The organism is Halomonas sp. LS-001 (assembly GCF_052983955.1).
This window is the reverse complement of the sequence record NZ_CM129816.1, coordinates 3,763,180-3,777,476: the sequence shown is the minus strand read 5'-3', so window position 1 is coordinate 3,777,476 and position 14,297 is coordinate 3,763,180. Positions and strand designations below refer to the sequence as shown.

10 protein-coding genes are annotated in these 14,297 nt (G+C 53.1%); 7 read left to right on the top strand and 3 right to left on the bottom strand.

Translation table 11 applies throughout. The features are described 5' to 3' along the window. Positions 1–44: 44 nt before the first annotated feature. Positions 45–212, bottom strand: coding sequence for a restriction endonuclease subunit S (locus ACU6TU_RS16760; RefSeq protein WP_447142505.1), 168 nt, complete (start codon positions 210–212; stop codon positions 45–47). Between the two features lie 261 nt (positions 213–473). On the opposite strand from ACU6TU_RS16760, the gene ACU6TU_RS16755 reads away from it, so the two are divergent. Further along, entirely contained in the window at positions 474–644 is a 171-nt protein-coding gene (locus tag ACU6TU_RS16755; protein ID WP_447142504.1) for a hypothetical protein, read from the top strand. A gap of 297 nt (positions 645–941) precedes the next feature. On the opposite strand, the gene ACU6TU_RS16750 is transcribed toward ACU6TU_RS16755, so the two are convergent. Then, positions 942–2,675, bottom strand: a complete 1,734-nt coding sequence (locus ACU6TU_RS16750; RefSeq protein ID WP_447142503.1) for a PilZ domain-containing protein — start codon at positions 2,673–2,675, stop codon at positions 942–944. Positions 2,676–3,014: 339 nt separating this feature from the next. On the opposite strand from ACU6TU_RS16750, the gene ACU6TU_RS16745 reads away from it, so the two are divergent. The 6 genes from ACU6TU_RS16745 to ACU6TU_RS16720 all read left to right on the top strand — a co-directional run bounded on the left by ACU6TU_RS16745 (position 3,015) and on the right by ACU6TU_RS16720 (position 12,826). Continuing rightward, a complete protein-coding gene (locus tag ACU6TU_RS16745; protein ID WP_447142502.1) occupies positions 3,015–3,365 on the top strand; it encodes a GGDEF domain-containing protein in 351 nt (116 codons plus the stop codon). Positions 3,366–3,379: 14 nt separating this feature from the next. After that, positions 3,380–6,553 carry an EAL domain-containing protein gene (locus ACU6TU_RS16740; RefSeq protein ID WP_447142501.1) on the top strand — a complete coding sequence of 1,058 codons (3,174 nt, stop codon included), beginning with the start codon at positions 3,380–3,382 and terminating at the stop codon, positions 6,551–6,553. A 285-nt stretch (positions 6,554–6,838) separates the two neighbouring features. Beyond that, complete coding sequence (locus ACU6TU_RS16735; protein WP_447142500.1) at positions 6,839–8,587, top strand: type I secretion system permease/ATPase; 1,749 nt, start codon at positions 6,839–6,841, stop codon at positions 8,585–8,587. A gap of 1 nt (position 8,588) precedes the next feature. Further along, entirely contained in the window at positions 8,589–9,965 is a 1,377-nt protein-coding gene (locus tag ACU6TU_RS16730; RefSeq protein ID WP_447142499.1) for an HlyD family type I secretion periplasmic adaptor subunit, read from the top strand. Continuing rightward, positions 9,965–11,446, top strand: coding sequence for a TolC family outer membrane protein (locus ACU6TU_RS16725; protein ID WP_447142498.1), 1,482 nt, complete (start codon positions 9,965–9,967; stop codon positions 11,444–11,446). Before ACU6TU_RS16730 ends, ACU6TU_RS16725 begins: the two co-directional genes overlap by 1 nt. Before the next feature lie 6 nt (positions 11,447–11,452). After that, positions 11,453–12,826, top strand: a complete 1,374-nt coding sequence (locus ACU6TU_RS16720; protein WP_447142497.1) for an undecaprenyl-phosphate glucose phosphotransferase — start codon at positions 11,453–11,455, stop codon at positions 12,824–12,826. Between the two features lie 5 nt (positions 12,827–12,831). Here the strand turns inward: ACU6TU_RS16720 and ACU6TU_RS16715 are convergent, their stop codons facing one another. Next, on the bottom strand, positions 12,832–14,271 hold the full coding sequence (locus tag ACU6TU_RS16715; RefSeq protein ID WP_447142496.1) for a mannose-1-phosphate guanylyltransferase/mannose-6-phosphate isomerase: 1,440 nt from the start codon (positions 14,269–14,271) through the stop codon (positions 12,832–12,834). Positions 14,272–14,297 lie beyond the last annotated feature (26 nt).

The window sequence follows — 14,297 nt, the reverse complement described above, 5'->3', positions numbered from 1 at the left end:
ATAGTTCTGTCAACTCATGTAGAAGATCATTTGGGAGAGAAAAATCAGGCTTCTGCTAGATCGTGGGTATCAACCTTGACGCGGATTTTTCCGGTGAGTAGGTCTTGCATCAGGGCTTTCTTTAATAAAGTCAATTGCTTGACTTTATACACCTTGTTACTGATTTCGTTATCCAGTGCGGTTAGCAAGCCACACGGCCAGCAGGTGGACACTATGCGCTTATCCGTGCTGGCAGTTTGCAGATTACGACGAGTGTCATCACGATGGGTAGGAGCCCATCCATTCGTGACGTTGGTTTTAGGCGTTCGTTGGCTGAAATTAACAAAAGGTTGGAAAGGTAGCAACCTGACCTATTTCGCCCTTGTGCATCGCCTCTTGGACCTAGTCAAAATGCACTACATGCCCTGATACTGCCTCATACGTCGAAATGAACGGAAAGTGATCACAGCAGTCCTGTTGGAATAGCAGTTGCAGTGTCATATAGCGATCCAAAGGCAGGTTTTCATTTTTTCAAGGATGTGAGCCAGCTCTGGCAGTATTACGATGAGGTAGGTAACGGGCTTGAAGATATTGCCTATCCAGCCCTGCGTGATAGGATGCGTCGCGCTGAAAAGGGTGATCAAAACGAAGGCGGAAGTGAGTGACATGAGAACAGGTACAGACAATAAAAAACCCGCGCGATCTGAGCGTGACTGTCGTAACAGACATAGGCTTGGCGGGTATGTTAAATGAAACTCTAGAGGCCTCATGCTAGATATGCAAGGCATCATGTTTCTGCAAGGCGCTCTGCCATGACCCTATCTTATGAAAACCTGGACCCAGGTTTGACTTGCTGAGTAAGCTTTATACTCGGCTAGAATTATCAATCAATGTGAAAAAGATATTGGACAATATCAGGCCTTGCTTAGTTTGGTGCTTAAAAAGAGCCTATATATCGCTCTTCAATGTTTTATCATTTTCACCCCGTAATCAAGGGGATTGACGATGCCTTCCAGCTTGCCAATTTGTGACAGGTCCTGTTCCTTGATAACACTGTTGATATTAGCATCTGGAAAACGTAAGTTCTTGACCACATTGACTTGACACGGCATGCCTTTACCGTTGATATCCATCACCCAGGCAAGGAAACCGCCTGAAAACTTAGCTAGGCTGCCAATTGGGTACAGGCCATATATCTGAATATATGCCACTAATACCGCTTTGTCGTAGGCGGCGCCTGCCTCATGAATTTTGCGATAGGCATCAATGGGCGAGTAAGGCGGAACACCGTTACGAACATTCAGCCGCTTGTTAATGGCCTTTATGACTGAAATCAGCCGTACCAAGTCGGAAAGCTGGTTGTCGCTTTTGCCTGCAGGGTAACCCGTTCCATCCAGGCGCTCGTTGGCATTCTCAATCACATCGCGACAGGTTGGGCTGGGCTCCCAGCCAAGTTCATCAAGTTTTGCGAGCAACGCTACCACATGGCCGCTAAGTATGGCCTTCTGAGTAGGGTTCATTTTGATCTTGAGCGATGGCAACGCCGGGCCAACCAGCAAAGGCTTGCCCATGGTATGTAACAAGGCGCCGAGTATGGCTTCGCGAACGCGGGGGTCATGAGGGTCGCGGATCAGCAGGATGTCGGCTAGCTGACCGGCGACCTGCACGGCATGCCTTACCCAGTCAGATTCATCGTTTAAAAACGACAGCGCATACAGAAAGGTCTTGCGATCCTGCTCTACGAGGTAGCGCAGGGTATCAACGCAATCGTAGAAAATTTCGGTGGGAAACTGCTGGCGGGTTTTAATATACATCAACCCCACTTGAAGCTGGTGAGCCAAGTCCAGCATGCCGCGTTCCATGGGTGACTGGCGAGCGCGCTTGTCACGCTCGAGAGTTTCGCGTTGTTGGATCTTCTTCTCCTTGGCGCCGGGAATAAACAACGTTGAATGATAGGCGACCTTATCATTCGTACCGGTGCGGTAAGCGACTTCTCTTTCTGCCTCATTCACATAGTGGAATAGCACTTCGGTTTGCGCTGTCGATAAGTTGATGAACTCCATACCAACGGCTGCATACCCATTGTTGCCGAAAGGGCGTATGTGGCGGATATAGCCTTGCGCAAAAAAGCTATCACCGTTGGGAAATTCCAGCGTTATCCCCGGTATCGGCTGGTCAACATCAAGCGCGAGACTGTCAGCCAGTTCAACATCGACCATGCAGCCGCCAACCGACAAGTTGCGCAGCCTGCCAGGTACATTGAGCTCATGCAGGTACACTTCGATGCCTACGCGTGCCAGCATGCCAAGAATAAAAGGAATGCGTACCGCGCCTCGTTTTTCTTGAACAAATACTGAATCAGGCAACTGGCATTCGAGGCGATACAGTGTGCTGTCGGTTTTCAGCAGTTTGACCGGCACATTGCTGAGGCTGTAAGTTTCACGCTCACTACCGTGTGGCCCTTTTAGCGCTTCCAGGTCGAAGCCCAGACTGTCATGGGTGATATAGCGCTCAATATTTTCCCCAGCGTATTCCACCTTCAGGACCATGTGCCCGCTGATGGTGTTAAGCTCAGCCACTTCCGCTTTCAAAGCATAAGACATGTCTTTGCAATACACAGACAGAACATAGGAATGCTGAATCAGCGAGCGGATGATGGTCGCTGAAGGATTTTCGTAAGATGCAGGAGCTACCATCGAAAGTACCTCGGTTATACGCCTATTTTAAGTTATAGGTCTTATCTATATCGGGTATAAATTTTTGCTATCTACCCCAGTAGACTATATACACTTTAATTAGCAGGGCAATTATTACGTTTGTAATGTTTTGTGCGGGTTGCAAGCTGAGGTAACGCGACGTTGCTTGCTTCATGCAAGCGGTGCTTTATTTGTAAACGGTGCTTTATTCCTGACAGATAACGATTAATTATAATAGACCCGAAGGGGGGCGTATTTGGAAAACGAACTGTCATTACTGAACTCGAGTCAATTCGCTCCATACTTGAATCTCATAATGAAGAATTACAGCGACTGACCATGACGATGGGACATGAGGCCAGAAGCGGTCCACTTACTGGCCTATCCAACCGACGTTACTTTGATATTGCCCTTCAAGAGCTGCTTTCCTCGAAGCTGAGAGGTCGGGATTTTGCCGGACGCATTGGTGGAGACGAGTGTTCCTTACTGATGCCGGATGCCTCAATTGACGAGTCAATCAGCGCTCTGGAGCGATTGCGCCAAGCTGTTGAAATATATCGCTGGCAGCCTGTGCCGATTACTGTCAGCTTAGGTGTCACGAGCTACCTGACAGGGGATACTCGCGAGAGCCTCATAACGCGAGCTGATGCCGCCAAGCATCAGGGGCGTAATCTCGTTGCTAAGGGATGAAAAAGGAGCTTGCTATGCAAGCCAGAATGGCTGAGCTGAGTTCACGAGAAGCGACTGAGCTGCCTTATCGGATACGCGATGTGGCGATGGATGTCGGTTTGCTGATGGTCGCTACCGTCTTCATTCTGCTGGGCGCAACGGGGCTCCTTGGACATCTCGCGAGTATTGCTTATCCTTTAAGCGGGTTAATGGTGGCCGATGCGGCCTTGACCGGTTTTCTAGCGGGTCTGTGCTTGCTCGGCTGGTTGTTGCATCGTCGCTGGATCATCTATCTGGCGGCTGCACCCTTGGCGCTTATCACGCTTTATACCCTGTTGCACAATGTCCTGTCAGGCGGGGCCTGGGTAGGAACATCGTTGGTAACAGGCGGGCCAAGAATTCTATCGGCGGCAGCGTTTCTCCTTTTTCTGGTCGCTGTTTGCACAGCGCTGGGCATGAAACAGGCCTGGCAGCGGTTATTGTGGGCTGGGAGTGGAGCCCTGGCGCTGGGCGCGGGTAGCCTTTCTCTGATTTTGTTGTTGTTTCCCGCTAGTCGCCTTGGCTGGGCCGAAGGCTTTGCTTCAGCGCCCATTCTTGCCACGCTTTATGCGTTGCTTGGGGGCTTTGCCTTCGTCGGCGCTGCCTGGCGCGGCAGTCGTCAGTTGCTTCCCCTGGGTTGGCTGACGCAGTTCGCGGCTGTGTTTGGTGTGATGGTGAGTTGTTTGGCCTGGTACACCCTAAGCTGGAGCGCCCAGAGCAATATGCAACGTCAGGCCGCCACCTTATTGGATAACGCCGAGCACAACGCACGCCACGCCATGCAGGAACAACTGGAATTCATTCAACGCCTGGCCTGGCGGCAAGGACTGAACACTACCCTGAACGAATCGATCCGCTGGGAGCATGATGTTCAGACCTACTTCCAGCACACGCCATATCTAAAGACCGTTGCATTAATTGGCCCGACAGGGGAACTTGAGGCGCTGCGAAGATCAACTGAGCGCGATCAGGAAAGCCACTTGGCCGCGGAAGATTATGCGACCCTCAGTGATGTAATATTCTCTGAATGGCCAGAAATCTGGGCGTTTATGTTGGATAGTAAGCCGAGTACAGTACTGCTGATTTCTTCATTAGGTAACAACACTGATGGGCAGCTGGTCGCCGAGCTGGATCTGGCGGACTTGCTCAGACGTGAACTTAATGTGCCATTGAGCCTATTCAAGCTCACCGTTGGTGAAGGCGCACCTTATTTATCCTTAAGGCAGCCGGGAAGAGCTATCGACGACACCCCCCTTCGCCCTTTACCGCACTTGGAAGAGCGTCATGTTGGTCTGCCTGGCGGTGCCCGTTTAACGTTTAACGTTTATATGGACTCGGTGTCAGGCATGCTGCAAGCAAGTATCATGCCCGCTGGTTTTGCGATTGCAGGCCTGATACTTAGCTATCTGTTAGCACTAAGCCTGGGGTTGGTGAGGCTGATTCTCCAGCGCTCACGCGAGTTGCTGGTGGCTCGAAAGCAGCTTGAGGCACAGTATGATATCGAGCAGCGCTATCGTTCGCTTTATCTCTATCATCCTGATGGTGTCATATCGATAGACCGCGAAGGCCGGATCGTCTCCGCGAACGATGCCTGCAGCAGGATTACTGGGCGCTTAAACGATGAAATGCTGGGTAAGCATTTTACTGCGCTCCTGCAATCTCAGGATATCCAACATTTGCAGGCGCTCTATGTCGCCACCTTGGCTGGCCAGCCAAGCCGGGTAGAGTTGCAGATAAGGCATCAAGAAGGGCATCTGAAGTTTCTAGACCTGACCACCATGCCGATTATTGTCGATGGCGTAACGCAAGGTGTTTTCGGTATTGCGAAAGACATCACCCATCAACACGAGCAAGCCGCCCAGCTGGCCTACCAGGCCACGCATGACCTTCTGACCGGTCTGCCTAACCATAGTGTCTTTGATGACCGCCTGAACGCAGCATTTGCAAATGCGCAACAGACTGGAAAATTGCTGGTGGTCATGCACCTTGACCTGGATGGGTTTAGAACGGTCAATGATGGGTTAGGCCATCACATTGGTGATCAGTTGCTGATAGAGGTGGCCAGTCGGTTGCATCACATAATCGGGTCGTACGGGACGTTGGTGCGCCTGACGGGCGATGAGTTTGCGTTGTTATTTGCCGGGCTCGACGATAGTGAAGCAGGCATTGTCATGGCAGAGAGGCTGCTGAATTCGCTGCTAGCGCCTTTTCAGATAGAAGGCAAATCTGTCCATATCAGTGCAAGCATTGGCATCGCATGTAACAGCGAGAACGTCGAGCACGCGAACGAACTGATGCAGCAAGCTGATATTGCCATGGGGGAGGCAAAGCAACAGGGCCGTAATATCTGGCAATGGTATCAGGGCGATGTGCAACGAATGACCAGACAGTCGGTGCTGTTGCGACATGACCTGCATAAAGCGCTGAAAGATAACCAGTTTGAGATCTACTACCAACCCATTGTTGATGCGGGGAGCGGCCGGGTCCGGGGTCTGGAGGCTCTGATTCGCTGGCATCATCCTGAAAAGGGGATGATTTCGCCGGGTATGTTTATTCCCCTGGCTGAGCAGACTGGGCAGATCATTCCATTAGGGCGCTGGATTCTGCATCGTGTCTGCCAGGATGTCGCTTTCATGCAAACCCAAAAAAGCTTTGAAGCGTCAGTCGCCATCAATATCTCATCGTTACAGTTCCGGCGAGCCGGGTTCCTGGAGGATATGCAGCAGGCCCTTGATGCATCAGGTATAGCTCCTGAACTGCTGGAAATTGAGGTGACCGAAAGCGTACTGCTGGACGGTGCCGAGCAGGCGATTGATCTGATCAACCGGCTAAAGGTGATGGGAATCAAGGTCGCGCTTGATGATTTTGGCACGGGGTTTTCCAGTCTCAGCTATTTGCGCGACCTGCCGATTCATAAGGTTAAGCTGGATCGTGCTTTCATCAAGGACATCACCACCGATACACGTAATGCAGCTATCGTGCAGGGCATTATTACCATGGCGCATCACCTGAACTTGGTCGTTGTCGCCGAAGGTATCGAAAACCACGATCAACAGCAGGACCTGGTCCGTCGTGATTGTGATCTGCTGCAAGGTTTTCTTTTCGCCAGGCCTATGCCCAGAGAAGCCGTTCTTGCACTGCCAGAGGAGCTGCCTGTATCTAAAGCATGATGTCAGTCGACAACAAGACGACAGAAACGCTGCGATCAACGGCGCGTGATCGGCTTGCATTAGCCGCCATGCCTGAGTGGGGGATTGATTTGAGCAGATTCAGAATATTGAGGTGATAATAGTGTCATATAACACCAGTAGAGTCTGGTGTCTTTGCTTGCGTTGATAGGCCTCTACGCGAGGTAGTCTTGCAAAGTGGCCCTACCCCCTGTAAGGGCGTTTCTGTTATGCTGCTGCGCATTACTATCTGGCTTGACGTTTCTTGTATTCAACGGTGACCTCTTCATGGCAAAGCAACAGGAAGCAACGGATCTGCAGCGCGCTTTAAAAGCCTGCAAAGGTTCGTTTGTATCAGTAGGATTTTTCAGCATGTTTGTGAACCTGCTGATGCTGGTTCCCCCCATGTATATGCTGCAGGTATATGATCGCGTTCTGACCACCCAGAGCGTTGACACCCTCCTGATGCTGACGCTGGTCGTGGTATTCTTTTTCTTTGTAATGGGTGGGCTAGAGCTGGTGCGTTCGCGCATGCTGGTTCGCGTCGGTAATCGTCTGGATACGACGATCAATGAACGCCTGTATGGTGCGATGTTTCGTCGTAGCCTGATGGTTCCGGGAGCCCAAAGCGCTCAGCCGCTGAGTGATCTTACCAGTCTGCGTCAGTTTCTGACCGGTAATGGCCTGTTTGCATTTTTTGATGCGCCCTGGGTACCTATTTACCTGGGTGTTCTGTTCCTCTTTCACCCCTGGTTAGGGGTCTTTGCCACGTGTGCGGGGATTATTTTGCTGGTGTTGGCGATTGCCAATGAAAAATCCACCAAGAAACTCTTGGCTGAAGCCAGTGGTGAACAGATTCAGGCACAAAATCTGGCGAACTCGAATTTGCGTAATGCCGAGGTACTGCATGCCATGGGGATGTTGCCAGGCATTATGGGGCGCTGGTCAAAGCGGCACCATGAATACCTTTCAAAGCAGTCTCAGGCCAGTGACCGTGCTGGCGTATTGACCAACGCTTCTAAAGTTCTGCGTCTGCTGTTCCAGTCGCTGATTCTCGGGCTTGGTGCTTTTCTGGTGCTTCAGGGCGATATGACGCCCGGTATGATGATTGCCGGTTCGATCATCATGGGGCGCGCGCTGGCGCCGATTGACCAGATGATTGGCGGCTGGAAAGGCTTTGTGAATGCCCGTGGTGCCTATGAACGCCTCAATGAGTTGCTGAATCAGATTCCTGCTGAAGAAAAACGCATGTCGTTGCCTTCCCCGCGGGGTGATATCAGTCTGGAAAATGTTGCAGCTGCCCCTCCCGGTGTGCGTATGGCGACGATTCGCGGCATTAACTTCACGGTCGACAAAGGCGAGCATATTGGCATCATTGGACCTAGTGCAGCGGGCAAATCGACCCTGGCGCGGGTGCTACTCGGAATCTGGCCATCTCAGGTCGGCGATGTGCGCCTGGATGGCGGTGTGATCACTCAGTATAACCGGGATGAACTTGGCCCTCATATCGGCTATCTGCCTCAGGATATCGAGCTGTTTGACGGCACAGTTAGTGAAAACATTGCCCGCTTCGGCGAGGTTGATGCACACAAGGTAGTGGAAGCGGCCAGAAAAGCGGGCGTTCATGAAATGATTCTGGAACTGCCCAATGGTTATGACACCGTAATTTCTTCTACCAGCGGCGCGCTTTCAGGCGGGCAGCGCCAGCGTGTCGGCTTGGCTCGGGCGGTTTATGGCAACCCCGTTCTGGTCGTGCTGGATGAACCCAACGCCAATCTGGATGATGCCGGTGAACGCGCACTGGCCAAGGCGATTCAGCAGCTTAAGGAAGAAGGTACGACCTTGTTCGTTATTAGTCATCGCACCAGTGTCCTGAAAAACATGGATAAGCTGCTGGTGATGAAGGACGGTCAGGTCAGCATGTTTGGCCCTCGTGATGAAGTATTGGCACAGTTCGCCAAGAAGTCACGGGCGCAATTGAGTCAGAACGCCGCGCGTCTTTCTGCCATTTCTGGCGGCCGTGGCGAGGAGAAGTAACATGAGTAGCAAGTCTAATGTTCCGGCAACCTCTGAAATCGATATTACTCCGAAGGAGCCGGCAACGCTGGAGGGGGAAGCCAGTGAAGCGCTACCTACCAGTGATAAAGGCTACCGACGGTTGGGCTTTGCCATTTTGCTGGTTGCATTTGGTGGCTTTGGTGCCTGGGCAGTAACGGCGTCGCTTGCCGTGGCGGTGGTCGCACCGGGCAATGTGTCGATAGAGTCCTTCAAGCGTACGGTTCAGCACCTGGAAGGCGGTATCGTCAAGCAATTGCTGGTTCAGGATGGTGACCGTGTTGAAGCGGGCGATACCCTGGTGGTGCTGAGTGATACGCAAGTCAGTTCGCAGCTTGAAATTGCCCGTTCACAATATCTGATCAATCGTGCCATGGAAGCACGCCTGCTGGCTGAGCAGGAAAAAGCCGATACCATGACGGTGCCGGACGATCTGAAAAATGTAGATGATCCGCGTGTGAAACAGGTGCTGGCCGTTCAGCAAAGCCTTTTCATGGCACGTCGGCAATCACTTGACAGTACGCTGGAAGCCCTGGATGAGCAGATCGTGCAGATGCGTCAGCAGATTTCCGGCCTGGAAGAGCGTATTCGCGTTAATACCCAACGGGTAGCGTCTCTGCGCGCTGAAGCGGAAGATTTCCGTTCACTGTACCGTGAAGGGTTAGGTGATAATCAGCGTATTCGCGAACTTGAGCGCCAGATCCTTGAATACGAGGGAAACAGCTCGGAGTATCGCTCCAATATTGCCCAGCTGCGTTCACAGATCAGCGAAAACCGCCTTGAACGCGAGGTGCAGCAGCAGGAATTCAACAAAGAAGTGGGTGAACAGCTGCGCCAGGCACAAACACAGATTGCTGAAGCTCAGGAGCAGATGATCTCGCTGCAGGACCAGGTATCACGTACCGATATCATTGCGCCGGTATCCGGCACCGTGGTGGGCATGCAAGTGCATACGGTTGGCGCGGTCATCCGCAGTGGTGATGTCATCATGGATATTGTGCCGTCCAATGATGGCTTTGTGGTGGAAGCTCGTGTACCGACCCGGGATATCGATAATATTTATATTGGCCAGTTTGCGGAAATCCGCTTTAGCGCCTTCAATCAGCGTCTGACGGATTCGGTTGATGGCGAAGTGATTCATGTCAGTGCTGATTCTTTCGAGGATGAATCCACCGGCCAGCAGTATTACCGGGCCCGGGTGCGTGTCACCGATGATGGACGTGAAAGCATGGCCGAGCAGATGCAATTGCTTTCCGGGATGCCGGCTGAAGTCATGATTCGTACGGGTGAGCGCACCTTTGCAAGTTATATTGCCAAGCCGATTACCGACATGCTGGCTCGCGCCATTCGGGAGGATTAATGAAGCGCTTATGGACGACTTTTTCGTGGGTAGCACTGACGCCGCTGGCATTGGCCGTGGCAATGGCTTCTCATGCTCAGGAACCCGCAGCAGTCCCTGCTGGCGATGAAGCGCTGGCAGAACTTTCTGCCCTTGATAACAATCTGGCTGCCAATGAGCGCGGCTTGCCTTCGTTGCTGGCACTGTTTTCCCGTGCCCGTGACAACGATGCCGAGCTGACGCGTCAGCGTTATGAGCTGGAGGCTACCGAGGAAGAGCGCCCGATGGCGCGTTCTCAGCTGTTGCCGCAGATTAGCGCCAGTGGCGGCTATTTATGGCAGGATTCCACCAATGTTCAGACTGACCCGGATGGGTTTGGTCTGGATCAACCGGCGTCACGTCCGGGGCAGTTCGATGAACACTACTGGCGCCTGCAGCTTCAGCAGCCGCTGTTCAGTCTGGAGCGCTGGCGTGGGCTGGAAGTGGCGGATGCCCAGATCAGTGCGGCTGAGTTGCAACTAGCCGTCGTTGAGCGCGATCTTGCACTCAGTGTCAGCGAAGCCTATGTGCAGGCTTATCTTTCTTCCCAGCGTCTGGGGCTACTGGAATCTCAGCAGGCCTCGTTGGAGCTGCAGTTACGCCAGGCAAGTCGCGCTTATGACCTGGGTATCGGAAATCGCGTTGATTTGCTGGAAGCCCAGTCTAGGCTTGATCAGGCGATCGCTGACGCTGTTGAAGCAGAAAACGAACTGGATAACGCTTTAAGTGAGCTTGAACGTCTGACCGGCATTCGCCCGGCAATGCGTGGCCTGGCGGTGGGTGATTTGACGGATGTGTCCCTGACTCAGGAATGGAGCGCAGAAAGCGACTGGGTGGAAAAAATCAGTCAGAACGTTTCTGTGCAGCTGGCCGGCAGAGAGCAGCGGATTGGCGAAGCCAATACAAGTGTGCGCCGCGCGGGTCACTATCCGGAAGTCAATCTCAGCTTGAGCTATAGCGATCGCGACAGCGAAGATGAATTACGCACCAGCGAAGACTACACCGCTAATGTGGAAGTCAGCGTGCCGCTTTTCAGTGGTGGCCACACCAGTGCCAGCGTGCGTCAGGGTGAAAAACGCATCGAGGCGAGTAAGGCGGCGGTCGATCACGAGCGCAACCTGGCGATCCAGGAAGTGCGTACCCGTCTGCGAGCGCTCAACGGTGGTATTCGCCGCATGGAAGCGCTGCAACAGGCGATTGAATCGAGCGAGTTGTTTCTGAATGCAGCAGAACGTGGCGAGCAACTGGGCCTGCGTGATCTGGTTGATGTGCTGGATGCCCGTGCCAGCCTGTTTGATCAGCGTATCAAGTTTGTCGATACGCTGGGCAACTACGCACTTGACCGGCTCAGGCTTTATTCGGCGGCCGGCGAACTTGATGGTGAGGACCTCGTCGAAGCCATGCAACTGCTGATTTCAATGACGGCCAATGTCACCTCTGAACTGCAGCTGACAGCGGAATAACGCGCCATGGTGGCTGGCAAAACGTCGCAACACAGCGACTGGTTACGTCGTGCCATGCACATCCTGGATGTATCGGTTGCGCTGGTCAGTGCCTGTGTTGTCATTTGGCTGATGCCGCAGGCCAGCGGCAGTAGCGATTACCTCTTTCTTATCCTGATCGGTAGCCTTCTCTTTCCGGCCGCTGGCGAATTCCTGGGGCTGTATCAGCCCTGGCGAGGGCGTAGCCTCTATAACATGCTGGGCGTTTATACCCTGACATGGGCGGTGACGATTACGCTGTTGAGCCTGTTATTGACCATTCTGCAAAGCGTTCACCTGTATTCCCGCCTGTGGATGGGCAGTGCCGCATTGGCGGTATTATTGGTCGGCATTGTGACGCGTGTTGGGTTGTATCTCTATCTGCGCCACATGCGCGCGGCAGGGCGAAACCAGAAGCGGGTTCTGCTCATTGGCCACGAAGACAATCTGGCCTTGTTGGAGCGTAAGGTCATTGATACCCCGCATGCCGGTTATATCGTTTCCAGGCGTTATATCGATAGCGCAAATAAGCCGTTTCTGGTTGAGATCCGTCGTCTGGCCCAGGCGAGCATTTTTCAACGCGACTTCGATGAGGTCTGGCTGGGGTATCCGCTGGCCGATGGTGGGCGGGTGCGTCAGTTGATGGCGCTGCTGGCAGGTGTCCCGGTCACGGTGCGATACTTTCCGGAACAACCCGATATCCGCCTGCTTAATCACCGTATTACCCAGCTGGCTGGGCTGTACTCACTTGAATTGAATTATACGCCGCTGACCGGCCCGATGCGGGTGCTTAAAGTGTTGGAAGACCGGGTGCTTGGGTTGCTGCTGTTTATCGCCTTTATGCCCGTTATGCTAGCGGTTGCGCTGACGATACGCTGTAAAATGGGTGGGCCGGTGCTCTTCAAGCAGGAGCGCCATGGGCTTGATGGCAAGCGATTCAAGATCTATAAGTTCCGCACCATGACGCTGCATCAAAGCAAGCACACTCAGCAAGCCATTCATAACGACCCGCGTGTTACCCCGCTGGGGGCTTTTCTTCGCCGTACCAGCCTGGATGAATTGCCGCAGCTATATAATGTATTGCAGGGACGTATGTCGCTGGTAGGGCCGCGCCCCCATGCCATGGATCATAACGATCATTACAAAGATCACATTGATATTTACATGCAGCGCCACCGGGTCAAGCCAGGCATGACCGGGTGGGCGCAAGTGAACGGGCTGCGGGGTATTGCGGACGATGTGGCCCTGATGCAGAAACGTGTTGAGTACGATCTTTATTACATCGAAAACTGGACACTAAGTTTCGATCTTAAAATTCTGGCCATGACGCTTACCCGTGGTTTCGTCAACCATCAACCCTAAGTGCGTTATTCACGACCATAGTCATCGCTGTAACGGATGATATCGTCTTCCCCCAGGTAAGAACCTGTCTGCACTTCAATCAGCTTTAGAGGAATCACGCCAGGGTTTTCCAGCCGATGAACGGTGCCTAGCGGAATATAGGTCGATTCGTCTTCGGAAAGCAGGAAGCTGTGCAGTGACTCAATGTCTCCATGGCCCTTGCCCTGGGTGACCTGCGCGGTGCCTTCCACCACCACCCAATGTTCCGCCCGATGATGATGCATCTGCAGTGATAGCTTGGCGCCTGGTTTAACGACAATTTCTTTGACCTGAAAACTATCGGTGAGCGCCAGCGTGCGGTAGTAGCCCCAAGGGCGATACACCTGCTGATGATTTTTTGACTCGGTGCGTCCGGCAGCCTTCAATGCTTCGACAATTTTTTTGGTGTCTTGCGCCTGATGGCGGTCAGCCACCAGTACCGCATCCTCGGTTTCAACAATGATCAGATTGTTGACACCGACGGCAGTTACCAGGCGTGATTCACTATGAATCAGACTGCCATGGGTGTTGTGAAGCATTACATCGCCATGGGTCGCATTATCGTCATACTCGCCGGGAGTGGCTTTAAGTTCATGCAGGGCATCCCAGGCACCGATATCGCTCCAGCCCGGATTGACCGGGACCACTGCCACATTGCGCACTTTTTCCATGATAGCGTAATCGATGGAATCGCTCGGGCAGGCGGCAAAAGCCGCTTCATCAACGCGGATAAAGTCCATATCTTCACTGCGTAAAGCAAAAGCGCGCTCTGTTGCTTTTAGAATATCCGGCGCGTGTTCACGCAGGGCATTCAGGTAATCGCGAGCCTTGAACAGAAAAATACCGCTGTTCCACAGGTAATCACCGCTGGCAAGGTACTCGGCGGCGCGTTCAGCATCCGGCTTTTCAACAAAGGCGACGACGTCAAAGCCCTGGCCGCAGTCTGCTCCGCGTTTGATGTAGCCATAACCGGTATGCGCCCGCTGCGGCGTGATGCCGAAAGTGACCAGCTTGCCACTCGCGGCCAGAGTGCGACCTTTTTCTACCGCCTGCCTGAAGGCATCTTCATCCTTGATAACATGGTCTGCCGGCATCACCAGCATTTCCGCCTCAGGGTCCGTTTGAAGTGCCGCAGCGGCCGCCAGGGCAATCGCGGGAGCGGTATTGCGGCCGCAAGGCTCAAGGATGATCTGCGCCTCCTGGAAACCGATCTGATGCAACTGCTCGGCAACCAGAAAACGGTGGGTCTCATTACAGATGACCAACGGTGGCTGTGCGTTTTCGAGGTGCCTGACCCGTAAGGCGGCCTCCTGAAGCAGGCTTTGGTCATCAAGATGCAGGTTAAGAAACTGCTTGGGATATTCTTCACGTGATACAGGCCACAAACGTGAGCCCGAGCCGCCGGATAGGATTACCGGTATGATCATGCTGCCCTCGAAAACTGGTTGACGAT

Bases quoted from the DNA above. Each gene is read 5' to 3' on its own strand.
- ACU6TU_RS16750 (WP_447142503.1), bottom strand. From the start codon at position 2,675: ATGGTAGCTCCTGCATCTTACGAAAATCCTTCAGCGACCATCATCCGC.
- ACU6TU_RS16745 (WP_447142502.1), top strand. From the start codon at position 3,015: ATGACGATGGGACATGAGGCCAGAAGCGGTCCACTTACTGGCCTATCC.
- ACU6TU_RS16740 (WP_447142501.1), top strand. From the start codon at position 3,380: ATGCAAGCCAGAATGGCTGAGCTGAGTTCACGAGAAGCGACTGAGCTG.
- ACU6TU_RS16735 (WP_447142500.1), top strand. From the start codon at position 6,839: ATGGCAAAGCAACAGGAAGCAACGGATCTGCAGCGCGCTTTAAAAGCC.
- ACU6TU_RS16730 (WP_447142499.1), top strand. From the start codon at position 8,589: ATGAGTAGCAAGTCTAATGTTCCGGCAACCTCTGAAATCGATATTACT.
- ACU6TU_RS16725 (WP_447142498.1), top strand. From the start codon at position 9,965: ATGAAGCGCTTATGGACGACTTTTTCGTGGGTAGCACTGACGCCGCTG.
- ACU6TU_RS16720 (WP_447142497.1), top strand. From the start codon at position 11,453: ATGGTGGCTGGCAAAACGTCGCAACACAGCGACTGGTTACGTCGTGCC.
- ACU6TU_RS16715 (WP_447142496.1), bottom strand. From the start codon at position 14,271: ATGATCATACCGGTAATCCTATCCGGCGGCTCGGGCTCACGTTTGTGG.